This is a genomic window from Geodermatophilus sp. CPCC 205761 (assembly GCF_051383655.1).
Classification (GTDB): Bacteria; Actinomycetota; Actinomycetes; order Mycobacteriales; family Geodermatophilaceae; genus Geodermatophilus.
Window position 1 is genome coordinate 71,784 of record NZ_JALPKQ010000009.1, and the last position, 17,694, is coordinate 89,477.

Genomic DNA, 17,694 nt, shown 5'->3' on the forward strand with positions numbered 1-17,694 from the left:
GGACAGCTGCGAGTCCCGGCAGGCGCGCGCTGGGGACCGGTCGCGCGGGTCGTCCGATGACGACCACAGGCGTCCACCTCGGCCTCGTCGGAGTGGGGCGCATCGGGCTGATGCACGCCCACACCCTGGCGGCGCTGCCGGAGGTCGAGCGGCTGACGCTGGTCGACGCCGACTCCGCGCGGGCGCACCGGGTGGCCGAACAGCTCGGCGTCGCCCACGCCGCGAGCGTGGACGACCTGATCGCCTCGGGCATCGACGGGCTCGTCGTGGCCGCGGCCACGCCCGCGCACCCGCCGTTGATCGCGGCCGGGGTGGACGCGGGCATCCCCGTGCTGTGCGAGAAGCCGGTGGCGCCGGACGTCGCCACGTCGCTCCCCGTGCTGGACCGCGTCCGTGCGGCCGGCGGGGTGGTGCAGATGGGCCACCAGCGCCGGTTCGACCCCGGCTACCTCGAGGCCCGGCGTGCGCACCTGGCCGGCGAGCTCGGCTGGCTGCACAGCATCCGTGCGGTCACCTGTGACGCGGCGCCGCCCCCGGTGGCCTTCCTGGCGACGTCCGGAGGGCTGTTCCGGGACGTCAGTGTGCACGACTTCGACGTGATCGCCTGGATCACCGGCCGGCGGATCGCGGAGGTCTACGCGCGGGGCAGCAACACGGGCGACCCGGCCATCGGCGAGGTGGGGGACGTCGACACCGCCGTGGCCGTCTGCACGCTCGACGACGGGACCGTCGCCACCGTCACCGCGTCCCGCTACAACGGCGCCGGACACGACGTGCGGCTGGAACTCCAGGGCTCGCGGGCCACTCTTGTCGTGGGGCTGGACGAGCACGCCGCGCTGCGCTCGGCCGAGCCCGGCGTGACCTTTCCGGCCGGGCGGCCGCACGCCACGTTCGCCGAGCGCTTCGCCGCGGCCTACCGCGCGGAGGCGGAGGCCTTCGTGCAGCTCGTCCGGGGCGAGCGCGACAACCCGTGCACGCCCGAGGAGGCGGTCGCCGCCTCCCGCGTCGCCGACGCCGCCCAGGAGTCGCTGCGCACCGGGCGGCCGGTGCGCGTGGCCGGTTCCCCCGCGGAGGAGCCGGCCCGGGGGAGCGCCGGACGCCCGCTGCCCGGCGCGTCGTAGCGCAGCCGCTGGGCAGCCCGGTCGCCGAGGAGGACCCTTGACGCTCTTGGTGAGCCGTGTCACATTGGCCCATGTCACTATGTCCGGACATACCAAGCCGCAGGGCCCCGGTCCTCCCGGCCGACGCTCCACCCGAGTCCCGGACCGAGCACGCCAGCGGCCACCAGCCCGGTGGCCAACCCGACAGGAGACGCGAATGAGGACCAGCCGCAGGTCGCTGAAGGTGGCGGTGGCCGTGACCGCCGCCGCCACGGCTCTGGCCGCGTGCAGCAGCGAGGGGGGCGCGCAGAACTCCGATGCCCCCAGCGGCGGTGAGGATCTCACCATCGCGATGGTCACCCACGAGGCACCCGGCGACACGTTCTGGGACAAGATCCGGGCCGGGGCCGAGGCGGCTGCCGGGAACCTCGGCATCACGCTGAACTACTCCAACAACCAGGACGCCGGCGAGCAGTCGACGCTCGTCCAGAACGCCATCGACAGCGGGGTGGACGGTCTCGCGACGACCCTGCCGACCCCCGACGCGATCGGGCCGACCGTGCAGAAGGCGGTCGACGCGGGGATCCCGACGGTCGCGTTCAACGCCGGCATCAACGACTACCGGAACTACGGCATCGGGATGTACTTCGGTTCGGACGAGGACCTCGCCGGCCAGACCGTGGGGACGAAGATCAGCCAGGAGAGCCCGGGCCACACGGTGTGCGTCATCCAGGAGCAGGGGCAGGTCCAGCTCGAGGCCCGCTGTGCCGGCGTGACCAAGACCAACCCCGACACCGAGATCCTCTACGTCAACGGCCGCGACCTCCCGGCGGTGCAGCAGACGATCGGGGCCAAGCTGCAGCAGGACGCGTCGATCACCAACGTCGTCGCCCTCGGCGCCGACATCGCGCTGGCCGCGCAGCAGTCCAAGACCGACTCCGGCAGCCAGACCAACATCATCACCTTCGACCTGAACGCCGACGTCGCCGAGCAGATCGAGAGCGGCGGCATCCTCTTCTCGGTCGACCAGCAGCCCTACGTGCAGGGCTACATGGCGGTGACCTCGCTGTACCTGAACCTCACCAACGGCAACGACATCGGCGGTGGCGGCCCCGTGCTCACCGGTCCGTCGGTCGTCGACTCGTCCAACATCGGCCCGATCGTGGAGTACGCGAACAACAACACCCGGTAAGCCCGCTCGGGGGAGCCGGGGCGTCCCGGCTCCCCCCGCCACCCACCCCGCCGAGTCTGGAGCAAGCCATGAGCTCATCCGTGGCGGCGAAGCCGTCCACCGCCCCCTCGGGCGCCCCGCCGGGGCGTGCCGAACGCTCCCTGATCTCCCGAGTCCTCTCCCGGCCCGAGATCGGCGCGCTGGCCGCGGCGATCGTGATCTTCGCCTTCTTCTGGGCCGTTGCCCCGCCGTTCCGGACGCTCCCGGCGCTGGCGACGGTCCTGTACGCCTCCTCCACGATCGGCATCGTCGCGGTCGGCGTGGCACTGCTGATGATCGGTGGCGAGTTCGACCTGTCCGCCGGTGTCGCGGTGACCACGACGGCGCTCGCGTCGGCGATGATCTGCTACCAGCTCAGCCTGAACATGTGGGTCGGCGTCATCGTCAGCCTGCTGATCGCGCTGGCGATCGGGTTCGTCAACGGCTACCTGGTGATGAGAACGGGGATCCCGAGCTTCCTCATCACGCTGAGTACGTTCTTCATCCTCCAGGGCATCAACCTCGGCGTGACCAAGCTGGTCACCGGGACGGTCGCCACGCCCAACACCAGCGCGCTGGACGGGTTCGACGCCGCGAAGGCCGTCTTCGCCTCCGACGTCCCGCTCGGGTTCATGACCGTCAAGGTCACCGTGCTCTGGTGGATCGTCTTCGTGGCCGTCGGCACCTGGCTGCTCCTGCGCACCCGCACCGGGAACTGGATCACCGCGGTCGGCGGCAACCAGGCCAGCGCCCGCGCGGTCGGCGTGCCCGTCCGCGCGACCAAGATCGGCCTGTTCATGGGCGTGTCGTTCCTGGCCTGGTTCCTGGGCATGCACCTGCTCTTCAACTTCAGCACGGTGCAGGCCGGGCTCGGCGTCGGCAACGAGTTCATCTACATCATCGCCGCGGTCGTGGGCGGAGCGCTGCTCACCGGCGGCTACGGGTCGGCCGTCGGCTCGGCGCTCGGCGCCTTCATCTTCGGGATGACCACCCAGGGCATCGTCTACGCCGGCTGGGACCCGAACTGGTTCCGGGCCTTCCTCGGCGTGATGCTGCTGCTCGCCGTGATGGTCAACCTCTACATCAAGAACTACGCCGCCCAGAGGAGATGACGACGTGACGGACACGATCGCCGAACACGCCGCGCCCGACCTGCAGAGGGGCGAGCCCCTGGTCGAGATGGAGGACATCGGCAAGAGCTACGGCGCCATCCGGGCGCTGGAGGGCATCAACCTGAAGGTCAACGCCGGCGAGGTGGCCTGCGTGCTGGGGGACAACGGCGCCGGGAAGTCCACCCTCATCAAGATCATCTCGGGGCTGCACCCGCACAGCGAGGGCGTTCTCAAGGTCGACGGCCAGGAGCGTCGCTTCGGCTCGCCGCGCGAGTCCCTCGACGTCGGGATCGCCACGGTCTACCAGGACCTCGCGGTCGTGGGCCTCATGGAGGTGTGGCGGAACTTCTTCCTCGGGTCGGAGATCCGCAAGGGCAAGTACCCGATGGCGCCGCTGGACATCAAGACCATGCGGGAGGTCGCCGACGCCGAGCTGCAGAAGATGGGCATCGTCGTCAAGGACATCAACCAGCCCATCGGGACGCTCTCGGGTGGCCAGCGGCAGTGCGTCGCCATCGCCCGGGCCGTGTACTTCGGTGCGCGGGTGCTCATCCTCGACGAGCCGACGGCGGCGCTGGGCGTCAAGCAGTCCGGTGTGGTGCTGAAGTACACCGCCGCCGCGCGGGACGCCGGTCTCGGCGTCGTCTTCATCACCCACAACCCGCACCACGCCTATCTGGTGGGCGACCACTTCATCATCCTCAAGCTCGGCCGCCGGGTGCTGGACAAGAAGCGCTCGGAGGTCACGCTGGAGGAGCTCACCACCGAGATGGCCGGCGGTCAGGAGCTCGCCGAGCTCTCCCACGAGCTCAAGCGGTAACGGCCGCACGACGACGGCGCCCGTCCTCCCGAATGCGGGAGGGCGGGCGCCGTCGTCGTGCGCCGGTCTTCGCGCCTACAGCTTCGCGGCGGCGGCCCGCAGGTTCTCCGCGGCGAGGGCGAGGCCCTCCAGGCGGTCGAAGGCGGCGTCCTCGTGCTCGATGTTGACCGCCATGTCCGGGTCGACCTCGGCGAGGGCGCGGAGGAACCCGGTCCACCAGTCCACGTCGTGGCCGAGCCCGACGGCCACGAAGCGCCATGCGGGGTTCTCCGGCCAGGCGGTGCACCAGTACCCGTAGCCGGTGGGGACCTTGCCGGCGGCGTCGGCCGGCACGCGCGTGAAGGATGTGTCGAGCACGCCGCGGACGTCGACCCCGGGCGTGATCATCGCGTCCTTGGCGGCGGCGTGGAACACCAGCGGGCCGAGGTCCCGGATGCAGGCGACGACGTCCATGCCCTGCCACATCAGGTGCGAGGGGTCCATCTCCGCGCCGACGTTCGTGGCGCCGGTCAGCTCGACCAGCCTCCGGAGGGTCACCGGGGAGAAGACCAGGTTGTGCGGGTGCATCTCGATGGCGACCCGGACGTCGTGGGCGCGGGCGAGGGCGTCGATCTCCGTCCAGAACCCGGCGGCGACGTCCCACTGGTAGTCGAGGACGTCCAGGTAGACGCCGTCCCACGGGTTGACCACCCACGAGGGGTACCTGGCGTCGGGGTCCGAGCCGGGCGTGCCGGACATGGTCACGATGTTCTTCACCCCGAGCAGGCCGGCGAGCTCGATGGTGCGGCGCAGGTCCTCGGCGTGCTTCGGGCCGACGCCCGGCAGCGGGTTGAGCGGGTTGCCGTTGCAGTTCAGCCCGGTCAGCTCCATGCCACGGGCGGCGAACGTCTGCAGGTAGTCCCGGCGGGCCCGCTCGGAGGCGAGCAGCAGGTCGACGTGGCAGTGCGGGGAGGGGATGAAGCCCCCGGTGTTGACCTCGACGGAGGTCAGGCCGTCGGCCTGCAGCACGTCGAGGGCCTGCTCGAGAGGGCGGTCGTGCAGGCAGGCGGTGTAGGCGCCGAGCGTGAGAGCCATGGTGGTCGGCCTTCCGGTCGTGGTGGTCAGGCGGGCGGCGCGGGGACGGCGGGGTCGGCGGGCGGGTCCGGGCGCACCGACGTCACCTGGACGGAGGCGCCGTCGGACCGGGACGACCGGACGACCGCCTGGATGACCTGCATCGTGTGCAGTGCGTCGGCGAACGAGGCGTTGGCGGGCAGCGGGTCGGGCGTCCCGGCGATCTGGTCGAGGAACGCCCGGCACTGGTACGTGAAGGTCTCCTGGTTCCCGATGCCGACACCGGGGGCCTCCATCGGGTAGCCGCCGGAGAAGTACGGCATCTGCGGCCCCACGATCACCTGGCGGACACCCCGGGTGCGGGCGTCGGGCTGCGTGTCGTCGAACAGGTACTCAGCGGGCCGGTGGACGTCGAACGCGACGCGGCCGTCCAGGCCGTGGACGTCGAACCCCAGGCCGTTCGGCATGCCGAACGCGGTGCGGGACACGGAGAACGACCCGCACAGGCCGGACTCGAACCGCGCCGTGAACACGGCGGTGTCCTCGTTCTCGACCTCCCCGACCTCGTCGCCGACCGGCGCGGTGCCGTGCCCGACGACGGCGCCGAGGGGCAGCGGGCGCTTGGTGATCAGCGTCGACAGCGCGCCGCCGGACACCGCGACGATCGGACCGCAGAGCTGCTCCGCGGCGTCGATCACGTGCGCGCCGATGTCGCCCAGCGCGCCCGACCCGGGCTCTCCGCGGAAGCGCCAGGTCAGCGGACTCCGGGGGTCGCAGGCGTAGTCGCACCAGTACCGGCCGGAGAAGAGCGACAGCTCCCCGAGCTCCCCGTTGCGCACGTGGTCGCGGATCGCCGCGATCGCCGGCGACCGGCGGTAGGTGTAGCCGACCGCGGTGACGACGTCGGCCCCGGCCTCGAGGGCGGCCATGGCCTGCCCGTCCGCCATCGAGCCGGCCAGCGGCTTCTCGCACAGCACGTGCTTTCCGGCGGCGACGGCCGCCTCGGCGATCGGCCGGTGCAGCGCGTTGCCGACGACGATGCTGACCGCGTCGATCGAGGGGTCCGCGACGACCTCCTGCCAGCTGGACACCGCCTTCTCGAACCCGTACCGGCGGGCTCCGTCCCGGGCCAGCGGCTCGTTGGCGTCGGCGATCGCGGCCAGCCGCACGGGCGGCAGGCCCTCGCCGAAGACGGTGTTCACCTGGCGGTAGCCGGCGGCGTGGCTGCGCCCGGCCATCCCGGCGCCGATCACGGCCACGGACAGTGGCTGCTGCGACATCGCGGTCCCCTCTCGCGTGGACGGGGCACGGCGGCCTCGCCGGACCGGCACGCTCGCCGGAGCGACGGCGGTGGCCTCGAGGTGCTTAAAGCGCTTTAATCGGAACGCCGATCGCACCAGCCGGGCGTGGTGGTGTCAAGAGAGCGGGGTGGGTCCTGGCCGAGCAGGAGTCGACGCGGCGGCCGCGGCTGCAGGACGTCGCCGACGAGGCCGGTGTCTCGGCGGCGACGGCGTCCCTCGTGCTGCGCGGGGCGCCCGGCCCCAGCGAGGCCACGCGCGAGCGGGTCCTCGACGCGGCGAGCCGCCTGGGGTACCGGCCCGACCGCGGAGCCAGCTCGCTGGCCCGCCGTCGGAGCGGGCTGCTCGGCGTGCTCGTCGACGTGCACAGCTCCTTCCACGCCGAACTGGTCGACGAGCTCGACGCGGCAGCTCAGGAGGCGGGCTTCGACCTGGTCCTGAGCACGGTGACCCCGGCCCGGGACGAGGCCCGCGCCATCGAGACGCTGGTGGACTTCCGGTGCGAGGCGGTCGTCCTCCTGGGCCCCGAGTCTCCGCCGCACCGGTTGGCGCAGCTGGGGTCCGCGATGCCCGTCGTCGTCGTCGGCCGGCGCATCCCGTCGGCGGTGGCCGACGTCGTGCGGACGGCGGACGCCGACGGAGTCGCCCAGGCGGTGGCCCACCTGGCAGACCTGGGTCACCGGGACATCGCCTACGTCGACGGCGGGCGCGGGACCATCGCGACCGACCGGCGACGTGGCTATCGCACGGCCATGGGTCGGCTGGGACTGGCGGCGCACGCGAGAGTCCTGCCCGGGGACCACACCGAGGCGGCCGGGATGGCCGCAGCCTCCTCGCTGCTGCGCGAGCACGCGCTGCCCACCGCCTTCGTGACCTTCAACGATCGGAGTGCTATCGGCCTCATGGACGTGCTGACCCGTGCGGGCATCGGCGTGCCGGACGAGGTGTCGGTCGTCGGCTTCGACGACAGCCCGCAGTCCCGCTGGGCCCACATCGAGCTGACCACCGTCAGCCAGGACGCAGGGCAGCAGGCTCGGCACGCGGTCGCGGCGATCATGGAGCGCCGCAACGGGCGCGACGAGCCACGGGAGATCGTGCTTCCTCCGCACCTCGTCGTCCGCGCCTCGACCGGGACGGCGCCCGGGTCCTGAGGGGCCCTTCTCAGAGATCGAGCACCAGGCGGGCGGTGCAGGCCCGCGAGACGCAGATCATCATGCAGTCGTTGGCCTCCCGGGCCTCCTCGTCGAGCACGGAGTCGCGGTGGTCGGGGACGCCGTCCAGCACGGGCGTCTCGCAGGTGCCGCAGGTCCCTTCGGCGCAGGAGGAGAGGACCCCGACGCCGGCGTCCTCGACGACGGACAGGACGGACCGGTCCGGCGGGACGGTCAGCGTGAGCCCGCTCTGCGCAAGATGGACCTCGAAGGACTCGTGGAGCACTGGCTCGCCGAGCGGCCGGGCGGTGAAGCGTTCGACGTGGAGGGACCCCTTCGGCCAGCCCGTGCACCGCTGTTCGACCGCGGCCAGGAGGGGCTCGGGTCCGCAGCAGTAGACCTTCGTGTCGGGTCGCGGACGACCGAGGAGGCCGTCCAGATCCAGCAGTCCCGTCTCGTCCTGGGGGCGGACGGAGACCCGGGTGCCGTACGCGGCGAGCTCGTCCACGAAGGCCATCGAGGCACGTTGCCGACCGCCGTAGACCAGCTCCCACTCGGCGCCGGCCGCTTCGGCGGCTGCGATCATCGGCAGGATCGGCGTGATGCCGATGCCCCCGGCGATGAACAGGTAGCGCGGTGAGTCGACCAGCGGGAAGTTGTTGCGCGGTCCCCGGACACGGACGACGTCGCCGGCCTCGAGCCGGTCGTGCACGTGGAGGGACGCGCCGCTCCCCACGGGGTCGCGCAGGATGCCGAGGCGCCAGGCGTGGCGGTCCCCGGGATCGCCGCACAGCGAGTACTGCCGGGTGTGCACGCCCGGGATCACGAGGTCGACGTGCGAGCCCGGTTCCCACCGTGGCAGCGGGTTGCCGTCGACCTCGCGCAGGGTCAGGGCGACCACGCCGTCGGCGACGATCTCCTTGGCGTCGACCCGGACATCGGTCTCGAACTCGCGGGCGGCGAGGGTCAGCGTGGTGCTCCGGTGCTGCACGGCCTCCAGGTGGGGCTGGGCGGCCCACGCCCGCGTCCGCTCCGGCACCGGCGACGAGGACACGTACTCGATCGGCAGCCGGGCGAAGCCGCGGACCATCTGCTTGACCCACCGCTCGGGCATGCCCACGACCCGGAACTCGCCGCCGTCGAGGAGCGTCTCGAGCATGACCTGGGCCGTGAGCCGGGCCAGCGGTGCACCCATGCAGGAGTGGATGCCCTCGCCGAACGTGAGGATCTTGTTCTCCGCGGTGAAGACCCGGTCGACGTCGAAGGTGTCGGGGGCGTCGAAGACCCGCTCGTCGCGGTTGGCCGACGCCATGAGCACCATGACGCGCGAGTCGGCCGGGATGGTCACGCCGGCGACGGTGACCTCGGTCGTCGTCTGCCGGGACAGGTTCTGCGCGGGGCTGTCGTAGCGCAGCACCTCCTCGACGAAGTTCCTGATCTTCCCGGGGTGCTCGGCCAGGTGCCGCTGCAGGACCGGGTACCGGTCCAGCACGGCGATGCAGTTCGACAGCAGCGCGGCCGGCGCGTCGGTGGCGGCCGAGAGGACCAGGTGCGCGAGACCGACCACCTCGGCCGTGGCGACCTTGCCCTTGTCGACGCTCTGGAGGATCTGCGTGATCGCGTCGGGAGCCGATGCATCGATGCCGGCCGCGAGCTCCGCGCGACGGCGCTCGACGATCTGGGCGAGGTGTTCCTCGGACTCCCGGTTGGCGGCCGCGGCGTCGTCGGGGATGCCGAACTTGCCGACGGTGCGCGCCATGGCCCGCCACAGGTGCTCGATGAAGTACTGGGTGTCCGACAGCGGGGCCCCGGCCAGCCGGAGCGCCACGTTGAAGACCAGGGGCAGGGCGACGTCGTGGACGAAGTCGCCGCGGCCCTGCTCGCGCATCAGGCCGAGCAGTCGGCGGGACTCCTCGCGGATGCCCTCCTGCATGGCCAGGATCTCCCGGGCACCGAACGAGCGCCGAATCGCCTCCCGCAGGACGGTGTGCCGCGGCTGGTCGTAACAGACCAGCATCCCGGTGCCGTAGGAGTCGTGGGTGCCGTCGATGTCGTTGCCCAGGGCGTTGACGAGGTGCTCGTGGTCCTTGAGGCAGGCGGAGACGTCCTCGTAGCGGGAGACGACGTACAGGTCCCGGCGCTCGTTGTAGTACACCGGCGCGTGGTCCCGGAGCTGCCGGTAGAGGTCGTAGGGGTGCTCGTACACCGGGTACGACAGCGGGTCGTAGTACACCGCAGGGGTGCCCGGGGTGGTCGCGGACGGCGGAAGGGACTCGCGGGTGAGCGTCATGAGCGGCCTCGGCTTCGTCGGTTCCGCCGGTCGGTGGCGGTGGATCGGGAACGGGGGAGCGGCGCGGCCTGTGGGCGCCCCGGGGGAGCGCCCACAGGCCACCGGGGGTCAGCGCAGTCCGGACTCGATGTCCTCGGCGATCTCGCCGATGTTCGACTGGTCGATGACGACCGGCCCCGTCGGCACCGGCTGCTGAGCGCCGATGACGCTCTGGTTCCGGTGGTACAGCCACAGCGTGTCGACCGAGAGGTAACCCTGGAGGTACGGCTGCTGGTCGATGGTGAAGGCGACGCTGCCGTCCTCGAGCAGCGGGATCAGGTCGCTGTTGAAGGCGTAGGTCACCACGTCGACGTCGCTGCCCGTCTCCTGGACGTTCTGGGACACCGCGACGCCGAGCTGGGGGCCGAGCGTGACGACGGCGTCGATGGTGGGGTCCTGCTGCAGCTTGGCCGAGACCGTGGAGACGTACTGCGGGAGATCGGTGCCCTGTGCGTAGAGCTTCTCGACGGTCCCGTTGAACGTCGCGTCGAGGCCCGCGCAGCGGTCCTCCAGCTGGATCTGTCCCTGGGCCTGGAGCACGCACAGGGCGTGGGTCGCACCGCGCTCGTTCAGCTCGGTCCCGGCGAACTCGCCGGCGAGGACCTCGGGCTCGCCGTAGAAGGCGAGCGCCCCCGTCGCCTGCCAGTCCCGGTCACCGGCGTTGAAGACGACGACGGGGATGCCCGCGTCCACCGCCTTCTGGACGACCGGCGACAACGCGGCGGGATCGGGCATGCTCACCGCGATGCCGTCGACCTCGCTGTCGATCGCGTTCTGGATCAGCGTGGACTGCTCGGGGACCGAACCGGAGCTGGAGTACTGGAACTCCACGTTGTCCTTCGCGGCCGCCTCCTCCGCCCCCTTGATGATGACGTCGAAGAAGGCGTCACCCTCGGGTGCGTGACTGATCATCGCGATGGTGATCCGTGGCGTGTCGGCGGTGGCGCCCTGCTCCTGCGCGCCGCCGCTGCTGCTGCACGCGGCGGTGGTCAGCACGAAGGCGGTCGCGATGCCCGCGGCCGCACGCTGTTTCCGGGAACCGAACATCGTTGTCCTCTCGTAGCGCCGGGGGTTCGTCGAGCGGTCCCGGCCGTGGTGGATGGCGTCTCGCTGCGCTCCTCGCCCGATGGACGGCGGCAAGACGGCCACGGGACCAAGCCTGTGCTAGAGCGCTCTAGCGTGTGGAAGTGTGACGGCAGGCACACGGCTGGGTCAAGAGTTTGTTCTTACATCCTGACAGTGGGGAGTTGGCGTGAGCGACGGCAGCGACAGGCGAGCGGGGAGACGGCCCACCTTGGAGGACGTCGCCGCGCACGCCGGCGTGTCCCGTGCCCTGGTCTCCATCGTGATGCGGGGCGTGGCCGGTGCCAGCGACGAGACGCGCCGACGGGTGCAGGAGGCGGCTGCGAACATCGGCTATCGACCCGACGCGCGGGCGCGACTCCTCGCGAGCGGGCAGTCGCGACTGCTCGGCGTGGTCTTCGGCATGTCCGGCCGCTTCCACCTCGAGCTGCTGGACGGGCTCTACGTGGCCGCGGGCGCGGCCGGCTACGAGCTCATCCTCAGCGCCCTGACCCCGAGTCGGGACGAGCGCCGGGCCGTGGAGACCCTGCTCGACTTCCGGTGCGAGGCGGTCGTCCTGGTCGCGTCGGAGATCGGCGCCCCCGTGCTCGCCGGTCGGCTGCCCGTCGTCGTGATCGGGTGGGGGGTGGACGACCCGTCCGTGGACGTGATCCGGACCTCCGACGCGGAGGGGATGCTCCTGGCGGTCGACCACCTGACCCAGCTGGGGCACCAGCGCATCCTGCACGTCGACGGCGGGCCGGGCTCGGTGTCGACCAGTCGGCGCCGCGCCTACCGCGCCGCCATGCGTCGGCACGGCCTCGACCGGTACGTGCGCGTCGTCGGCGGTGGCATCAACCAGGAGGACGGCGTCACGGCCGCGCGGTCCCTGCTCGCGCAGGAGTCGCTGCCGAGCGCGGTGATCGCCTACAACGACGACGTCGCGACCGGCCTGCACCAGACGCTGTTCCAGGCTGGCGTCCCGGTGCCCGGGGCCGTCTCGATCGTGGGGTGGGACGACAGTTCGCTGTCCCGCCTGCCGCACCTGGACCTCACGACCGTCCGGCAGGACGCCGCGGAGATGGCCCGGCTGGCTGTCGACCGCTGCGCGGCGCGACTCGCAGCGGACCCGATCGCCGAGCGGGACCTGGTCCTCTCGCCCCGACTGGTCATCCGCAGCTCCACCGGCGCGGTGGGCCGGCATCGGCCGACTTCGTCCTGACAAACCGTTGACAGTGACGCCGGTCACCGGTCACGCTGGGTCTTGAAGCGCTTTAAACGCGCGACGCGTCGATCGACGCCCCCCCTCGCCGCCCACGCGCCCGCGGAGACCGCCATGGCCAGCACTGCCACCGCCATCGACTACAACCCGTTCGCCCCCGACTTCTACACGTCCGACCCGTTCGCGGTGTACCGGCGCATGCGGGACGAGGCGCCCGTGTACTGGAGCGAGCGGTGGGGGTGGTACGCCCTGACCCGCTTCGAGGACGTGCGCGCCGCCGCGCTCGACGCGGAGACGTTCCTCAGCTACGAGGGCATGGACATCGACGACAGCCGCCTGGAGCAGGTGCCGCCGGGGTCCATCGGCAGCATGGACAACCCCCGGCACGACCAGGTGCGCTCGGTGGTGCAGCCGTACTTCCTGCCGCGCCGGATCGCCGGGCTCGAGGACGGCATCCGCGCGGTGGTGCGCGAGCTGGTCGCCTCCTGGCGGGACCGCGGCGCGGTGGACCTGGCCCAGGAGCTCGCCTGGCCGATGCCCTTCGACGTGTTCTTCCACCTGATGGGCCTGCCGAGCCGGCACGAGAAGGACCCCGTGGAGCGGGCGCGGCGCGACCAGCTGGAGCACTGGACGCACGAGCTGAAGGACCGGGTGCCCGGCACGCCGCACCTCACCCCGGTCGCGCGGGCGGCCACCGCCGGTGTCCAGCAGTACTTCATCGACCTGCTCGACGACCGCCGCCGGTCCGCGCGCGACGACGTCGTCACGAAGTTCGTGCAGGCCGACATCGACGGCGTGCCGTTCGTGGAGGACCGGGTCACGCCGGACTCCGAGGTCAGCGGCCTCATGATGATCCTCTTCCTGGGCGGCGTGGAGTCGACCGCGGGGCTCACCGGCACGCTGTTCAAGCTGCTCGCCGAGAACCCCGACCAGCGGGAGCTGCTCCGGAAGGACCCGTCGCTCATCCCGAATGCGATCGAGGAGGCGATGCGCCTCATCACCCCGCTGCAGCTCACCGCCCGGACGACGTCGCGCGAGGTCACCCTGCACGGGGTCACCATCCCGGCCGGCGGCCGCGTCGTCCTCATCCCCGGCGCGGCCAACCGCGACGAGCGCCAGTTCCCCGACCCCGACCGGTTCGACGTCACCCGGCCCCGCGGTCGCCACCTGGGCTTCGGCGAGGGTGTGCACGGCTGCCTGGGTGCGCCGCTGGCCCGCCTGGAGGCGCGGATCGCGCTGGAGGAGGCGCTCCCGGTCCTGGGCGACTACGAGCTCGCCGGTCCGCCCGGCTTCTACCCGAGCTCGCCGAACATGTACGTCTGGAAGAACCTGCCGGTGACCTTCGGGTCGTCCCGGGCCGCCGCCGGACGTCGTCCGCACGTCGAGGAGGTGCACCACCGGACGACCAGCGTCACCCTCGCCACCTCCGAGTTCGAGGCCGAGGCCCGGGTGGTCGCCAAGCGCCCGGCCGCCGACGGGGTCGTCACCCTGACGCTGCGGGAGGTCGGCGGCGCCCCGTTGCCGCGCTGGGAGCCCGGGGCGCACGTCGACCTCGTCCTCGACGGGGCACCCACCCGGCAGTACTCGCTGTGCGGCGACCCCGCCGACCACTCCGCGTACCGCCTCGGGATCCTGCGCGACCCGGACGGCCGCGGAAGCTCCCTGTTCGTGCACGACCGCCTGCAGGAGGGCGACACCGTCCGGGTGCGCGGCCCCCGCAACAACTTCCCGCTGGTCGACTCGCCCCGGTACCTGTTCATCGCCGGCGGCATCGGGATCACGCCGATCCTGCCGATGATCCGGGCCGCGGAGGCCGCCGGTGCCGACTGGGAGCTGGCCTACGGCGGCCGGCGCCGGGCCTCCATGGCCTTCCTCGACGAGCTGGCGCGCCACGGCGACCGGGTGACCGTCCACCCGCAGGACGAGGTCGGGATGCTCGACCTCGACGGGCTGCTGGGCGAGCCGCGTCCCGACACGAGGGTGTACTGCTGCGGCCCGGAGCCGTTGCTGGCGGCGGTCGAGGCACGCTGTGCCGCGTGGCCCGCGGGGGCGCTGCACGTCGAGCGGTTCGCCGCCAAGCCGCTGACCGAGCCGGTGCGGTCGGACACCTTCGAGGTCGTCCTCGCGCAGAGTGAGCTCACCCTGCCCGTGCCCCCGGAGCGCTCCATCCTCGAGGTCGTGGAGGCGGCCGGCGTGGGCGTCCTCTCCTCGTGCGCCGAGGGCACCTGCGGCACGTGCGAGACCGGCGTCCTCGAGGGTGTGCCCGACCACCGCGACTCGGTGCTCAGCAGCGAGGAGCGGGGAGCCAACGACTGCATGATGATCTGCGTCTCCCGCTCGACGACGCCGCGGCTGGTCCTCGACCTGTAGGCGGCCCCGCCCTCCCTCAGCGGGGCGGGGCGGTGGTGCTCCGGACGACGAGCCGCGGTGGGACCACGAGCTCACGCTGCTCGACGGCCGCCCCGTCCAGCCGGCCGATGGCGCGCTGCACGGCGAGGGTGCTCAGCTGCTCGACGTCCTGGGCGACGGAGGTGAGGTCGACCGAGGAGAGCCGGGCGATCCGGCTGTCGTCGTAGCCGACGACGCTCACGTCCCCGGGAACGGCGCGGCCGGCGCGGCGGAGGACGTCGAGCAGCCCCAGCGCGCAGCGGTCGTTGAACACCGTCACGGCGCCGGGCAGCGGTCCGCCGAGGAGCTCCCGGGCCGCGGCGGCGCCGTCGTCCTCGGTGAGCCCGCCGGGCACGACGCGAGCCGCGAGGCCGTGCCGGCGCACCGCCTCGTGGTATCCCCGGCGCCGTTCGGCGGCCCCCGGCGCCCGGCCGCCGTCGACGTGCACGACCTCGCGGTGGCCGAGCTCCACCAGGTGGTCGACCGCCAGGTGCAGCCCCTCGTCGTCGGCGGTCCGGACGACGTCGACCGCGGTGGACCGGACGGAGCGGGCGACGACCACCACCGGCAGGCGGGCCGCCAGGTCGGCGAGCGTGGCCGTGGGGGACTGGGGGCCGAGCAGCACCAGTGCCTCGCAGCGGTCGCGGAGCAGGCTGTCCACCGCCCGGCGCTCGTCCCGTCCCGGTGTGACGGCGCTGAGCGCCAGCTCGTACCCGGCCTTCTCGGCCGCGTCGTACAGCCCGGTCAGCAGGTCGCCGTGGAAGGCGTGCTGCACCCCGAACACGACGCCCACGAGGCGGCTGCGGGAACTGCGGAGCAGGCGGGCGCGGGCGTCGGGCGAGTAGCCGATCTCGTCGGCCGCGCGCCGGACCCGCTCGCGGGTTGCGGCGCTGGCACCGGGCACGCCCCGCATGACGATCGAGACCAGCGCGGTGGAGACGCCGGCGCGGGCCGCGACGTCGGCGAGCGTCGGCCTCCGGTCGGGGCCTCCGGGTGTCACGCGGTCAGCGTAGCGCCGATCCCCTAGAACGTTCTAGGCCCGTCCCCTTGACGGGGAGCGTGGCGGGCGTCACGCTGAGAGCGGCCTAGAACGTTCTAGAAGGGGAGTCGGGATGGCGAGCGAGACGGTGGGTGTGGCCCTGATCGGGTCGGGGCGGATGGGCGCCTTCCACGCGCAGACGGTGGCGCTGCGCCTGCCGCAGGCGCGGCTGGTCGCCGTCGCGGACCCGGCTCCCGGAGCGGCTGAACGGCTGACCGGGCAGCTGGGCGCCGGCCGGGCGTACACCGACCTCGCGCAGCTCTGGGCGGACCCCGAGGTCGACGCGGTCGTCATCGCCGCACCGGCGCGGTCGCACGCCGACCTGGTGGTGACCGCCGCGGGCGCGGGTAAGCACGTGTTCTGCGAGAAGCCGATGGCCGTCACGCTGCCGGACGCCGACCGGGCGATCGACGCCGCCCGCGCCGCGGGCGTCGTCCTCCAGGTCGGGTTCAACCGCCGGTTCGCCGCGGACTGGCGGGCCGCCCGCGCGCTGCTCGACGCCGGCACGCTCGGCACCCCGCGCCAGCTGCGCTCGCTGACCCGCGACCCGGGCGGCTTCGACCCCTCCCGCGTCCTGCCGGACACGATCTTCCTCGAGACGCTCATCCACGACTTCGACACGCTGCGCTTCCTCAACCCCGGCGCGGAGGCCGTCGAGGTGTACGCCACCGCCGACGCGCTGGTCGAGCCGGAGTGGCGGGACCGCGGGCTGATGGACACCGCCGTCGTCCAGATCCGCTTCGACAACGGCGCCATGGCGGTCGCCGAGGCGTGCTTCGAGGCCGCCTACGGCTACGACGTCCGCGGCGAGGTGCTGGGCTCCGGCGGCATGGCCACCATGGGCGACGGCCGCCGGACCGGGATGGTGTTCTCGGGCTCCGCAGGCCGGCATGCCGAGACCGTGCGCAGCGACCAGGAGCTCTTCCCCGAGGGCTACACCGGCGAGCTGGCCGCGTTCGTGGACGCCGTCCGCACGGGGTCCCCGGCCCCCGTGACCGGCGAGGACGCCCGCGCGGCGCTGGCCATCGCGCTGGCCGCGGCGGAGTCGGTGCGCGCCGCCCGCCCGGTGCGCCTCGCCGAGGTGGAGAAGTGACGGCGTACCGCTTGGCGGCCTCGGCCGAGATGCTCTTCCTCGACCTGCCGTTCGCCGAGCGCGTGCGGCGCATCGCGGACGCCGGCTTCGAGGTCGAGATCTGGGACTGGACGGTCAAGGACGTCGACGAGCTGATCGCCACCGGCGCGACCTTCTCCTCGATGACCGGGTACGTCACCGGCACGCTCGCCGACCCCGACGGCGCCGAGGAGCTCCTGAAGACCGCCGAGCAGTCGCTGGCCGTCGCCGAGCGGCTGGACTGCCCGCGGCTCAACGTGCACGGGACGGGCCTGGACGGCCGGGGGCTGCCGGTGGTGGCGAGCGAGGTCGTGACCCCGGCGATGTGGCTGACCGCCGCGCGCACGCTGGAGCGGCTGGCCGCGCTGGGAGAGCGGGCCGGGCGGGTCTTCACGCTGGAGAACCTCAACACCGCCGTCGACCACCCCGGCACGCCCTTCGCCCGCGCCGCCGACACGATCGCGCTGGTGGAGGCCGTGGGCAGCCCGCACCTGCGGCTCAACCTCGACCTCTACCACGCGCAGATCGGCGAGGGGAACCTCGTCGAGCTCGTGGAGCGGGCGCTGCCGCTGGTGGGCGAGATCCAGGTGGCCGACGTCCCCGGCCGCTGCGAGCCGGGCACGGGGGAGATCCACCACCCGGCGATCGCCGCCGCCCTCGACCGGCTCGGCTACACCGGGGTCGTCGCCCTGGAGGGCTGGGCGTCCGGCGACCCGGCCGTGGCCCTCGACCGGTTCCGCGCCGCCTTTCCGCCCGCTCGCTGACCCCCCCCCGGGCCGTCGGCCGGGTGGCGCCGGGA

Annotated in this window: 14 protein-coding genes; 9 read left to right on the forward strand and 5 right to left on the reverse strand. The window is 72.7% G+C overall.

Annotated elements, in window-relative coordinates:
• Positions 1 to 56: 56 nt before the first annotated feature.
• From MY526_RS07595 to MY526_RS07610, 4 genes are all read left to right on the forward strand, one after another.
• Positions 57 to 1,121 (forward strand): Gfo/Idh/MocA family oxidoreductase, encoded by a 1,065-nt coding sequence (locus MY526_RS07595; protein WP_436690775.1) that lies wholly within the window; start codon positions 57 to 59, stop codon positions 1,119 to 1,121.
• 196 nt (positions 1,122 to 1,317) lie between these two features.
• A complete protein-coding gene (locus tag MY526_RS07600) occupies positions 1,318 to 2,292 on the forward strand; it encodes a substrate-binding domain-containing protein (protein WP_436690777.1) in 975 nt (324 codons plus the stop codon).
• Positions 2,293 to 2,360: 68 nt separating this feature from the next.
• Positions 2,361 to 3,422, forward strand: a complete 1,062-nt coding sequence (locus MY526_RS07605) for an ABC transporter permease (protein ID WP_436690779.1) — start codon at positions 2,361 to 2,363, stop codon at positions 3,420 to 3,422.
• Positions 3,423 to 3,426: 4 nt separating this feature from the next.
• Complete coding sequence (locus MY526_RS07610) at positions 3,427 to 4,242, forward strand: ATP-binding cassette domain-containing protein (protein WP_436690781.1); 816 nt, start codon at positions 3,427 to 3,429, stop codon at positions 4,240 to 4,242.
• A 75-nt stretch (positions 4,243 to 4,317) separates the two neighbouring features.
• Here the strand turns inward: MY526_RS07610 and MY526_RS07615 are convergent, their stop codons facing one another.
• Together MY526_RS07615 and MY526_RS07620 are read right to left on the reverse strand one after the other, a co-directional pair.
• Positions 4,318 to 5,316 (reverse strand): sugar phosphate isomerase/epimerase family protein, encoded by a 999-nt coding sequence (locus MY526_RS07615; protein WP_436690783.1) that lies wholly within the window; start codon positions 5,314 to 5,316, stop codon positions 4,318 to 4,320.
• Between the two features lie 26 nt (positions 5,317 to 5,342).
• Positions 5,343 to 6,575: a Gfo/Idh/MocA family protein gene (locus MY526_RS07620; protein ID WP_436690785.1), complete on the reverse strand. Its 1,233-nt coding sequence runs from the start codon at positions 6,573 to 6,575 to the stop codon at positions 5,343 to 5,345.
• Between the two features lie 188 nt (positions 6,576 to 6,763).
• On the opposite strand from MY526_RS07620, the gene MY526_RS07625 reads away from it, so the two are divergent.
• Positions 6,764 to 7,744 (forward strand): LacI family DNA-binding transcriptional regulator, encoded by a 981-nt coding sequence (locus MY526_RS07625; protein ID WP_436690910.1) that lies wholly within the window; start codon positions 6,764 to 6,766, stop codon positions 7,742 to 7,744.
• A gap of 10 nt (positions 7,745 to 7,754) precedes the next feature.
• On the opposite strand, the gene MY526_RS07630 is transcribed toward MY526_RS07625, so the two are convergent.
• Complete coding sequence (locus MY526_RS07630; protein WP_436690787.1) at positions 7,755 to 10,034, reverse strand: cytochrome P450/oxidoreductase; 2,280 nt, start codon at positions 10,032 to 10,034, stop codon at positions 7,755 to 7,757.
• Positions 10,035 to 10,142: 108 nt separating this feature from the next.
• The gene (locus MY526_RS07635; RefSeq protein ID WP_436690789.1) at positions 10,143 to 11,120 is read right to left on the reverse strand and encodes a substrate-binding domain-containing protein; all 978 of its coding nucleotides are present in this window, start codon (positions 11,118 to 11,120) and stop codon (positions 10,143 to 10,145) included.
• A gap of 247 nt (positions 11,121 to 11,367) precedes the next feature.
• On the opposite strand from MY526_RS07635, the gene MY526_RS07640 reads away from it, so the two are divergent.
• Positions 11,368 to 12,357, forward strand: coding sequence for a LacI family DNA-binding transcriptional regulator (locus tag MY526_RS07640; protein WP_436690791.1), 990 nt, complete (start codon positions 11,368 to 11,370; stop codon positions 12,355 to 12,357).
• A gap of 114 nt (positions 12,358 to 12,471) precedes the next feature.
• Positions 12,472 to 14,727, forward strand: coding sequence for a cytochrome P450 (locus tag MY526_RS07645; RefSeq protein ID WP_436690793.1), 2,256 nt, complete (start codon positions 12,472 to 12,474; stop codon positions 14,725 to 14,727).
• 16 nt (positions 14,728 to 14,743) lie between these two features.
• Here MY526_RS07645 and MY526_RS07650 read toward each other — a convergent pair whose 3' ends face one another.
• Positions 14,744 to 15,745, reverse strand: coding sequence for a LacI family DNA-binding transcriptional regulator (locus MY526_RS07650; protein ID WP_436703601.1), 1,002 nt, complete (start codon positions 15,743 to 15,745; stop codon positions 14,744 to 14,746).
• A 112-nt stretch (positions 15,746 to 15,857) separates the two neighbouring features.
• Here MY526_RS07650 and MY526_RS07655 point away from each other — a divergent pair, with 112 nt between their 5' ends.
• Together MY526_RS07655 and MY526_RS07660 are read left to right on the forward strand one after the other, a co-directional pair.
• A complete protein-coding gene (locus MY526_RS07655; protein ID WP_436690797.1) occupies positions 15,858 to 16,877 on the forward strand; it encodes a Gfo/Idh/MocA family oxidoreductase in 1,020 nt (339 codons plus the stop codon).
• Positions 16,874 to 17,659: a TIM barrel protein gene (locus MY526_RS07660; protein WP_436690799.1), complete on the forward strand. Its 786-nt coding sequence runs from the start codon at positions 16,874 to 16,876 to the stop codon at positions 17,657 to 17,659. Before MY526_RS07655 ends, MY526_RS07660 begins: the two co-directional genes overlap by 4 nt.
• Positions 17,660 to 17,694: the final 35 nt, after the last annotated feature.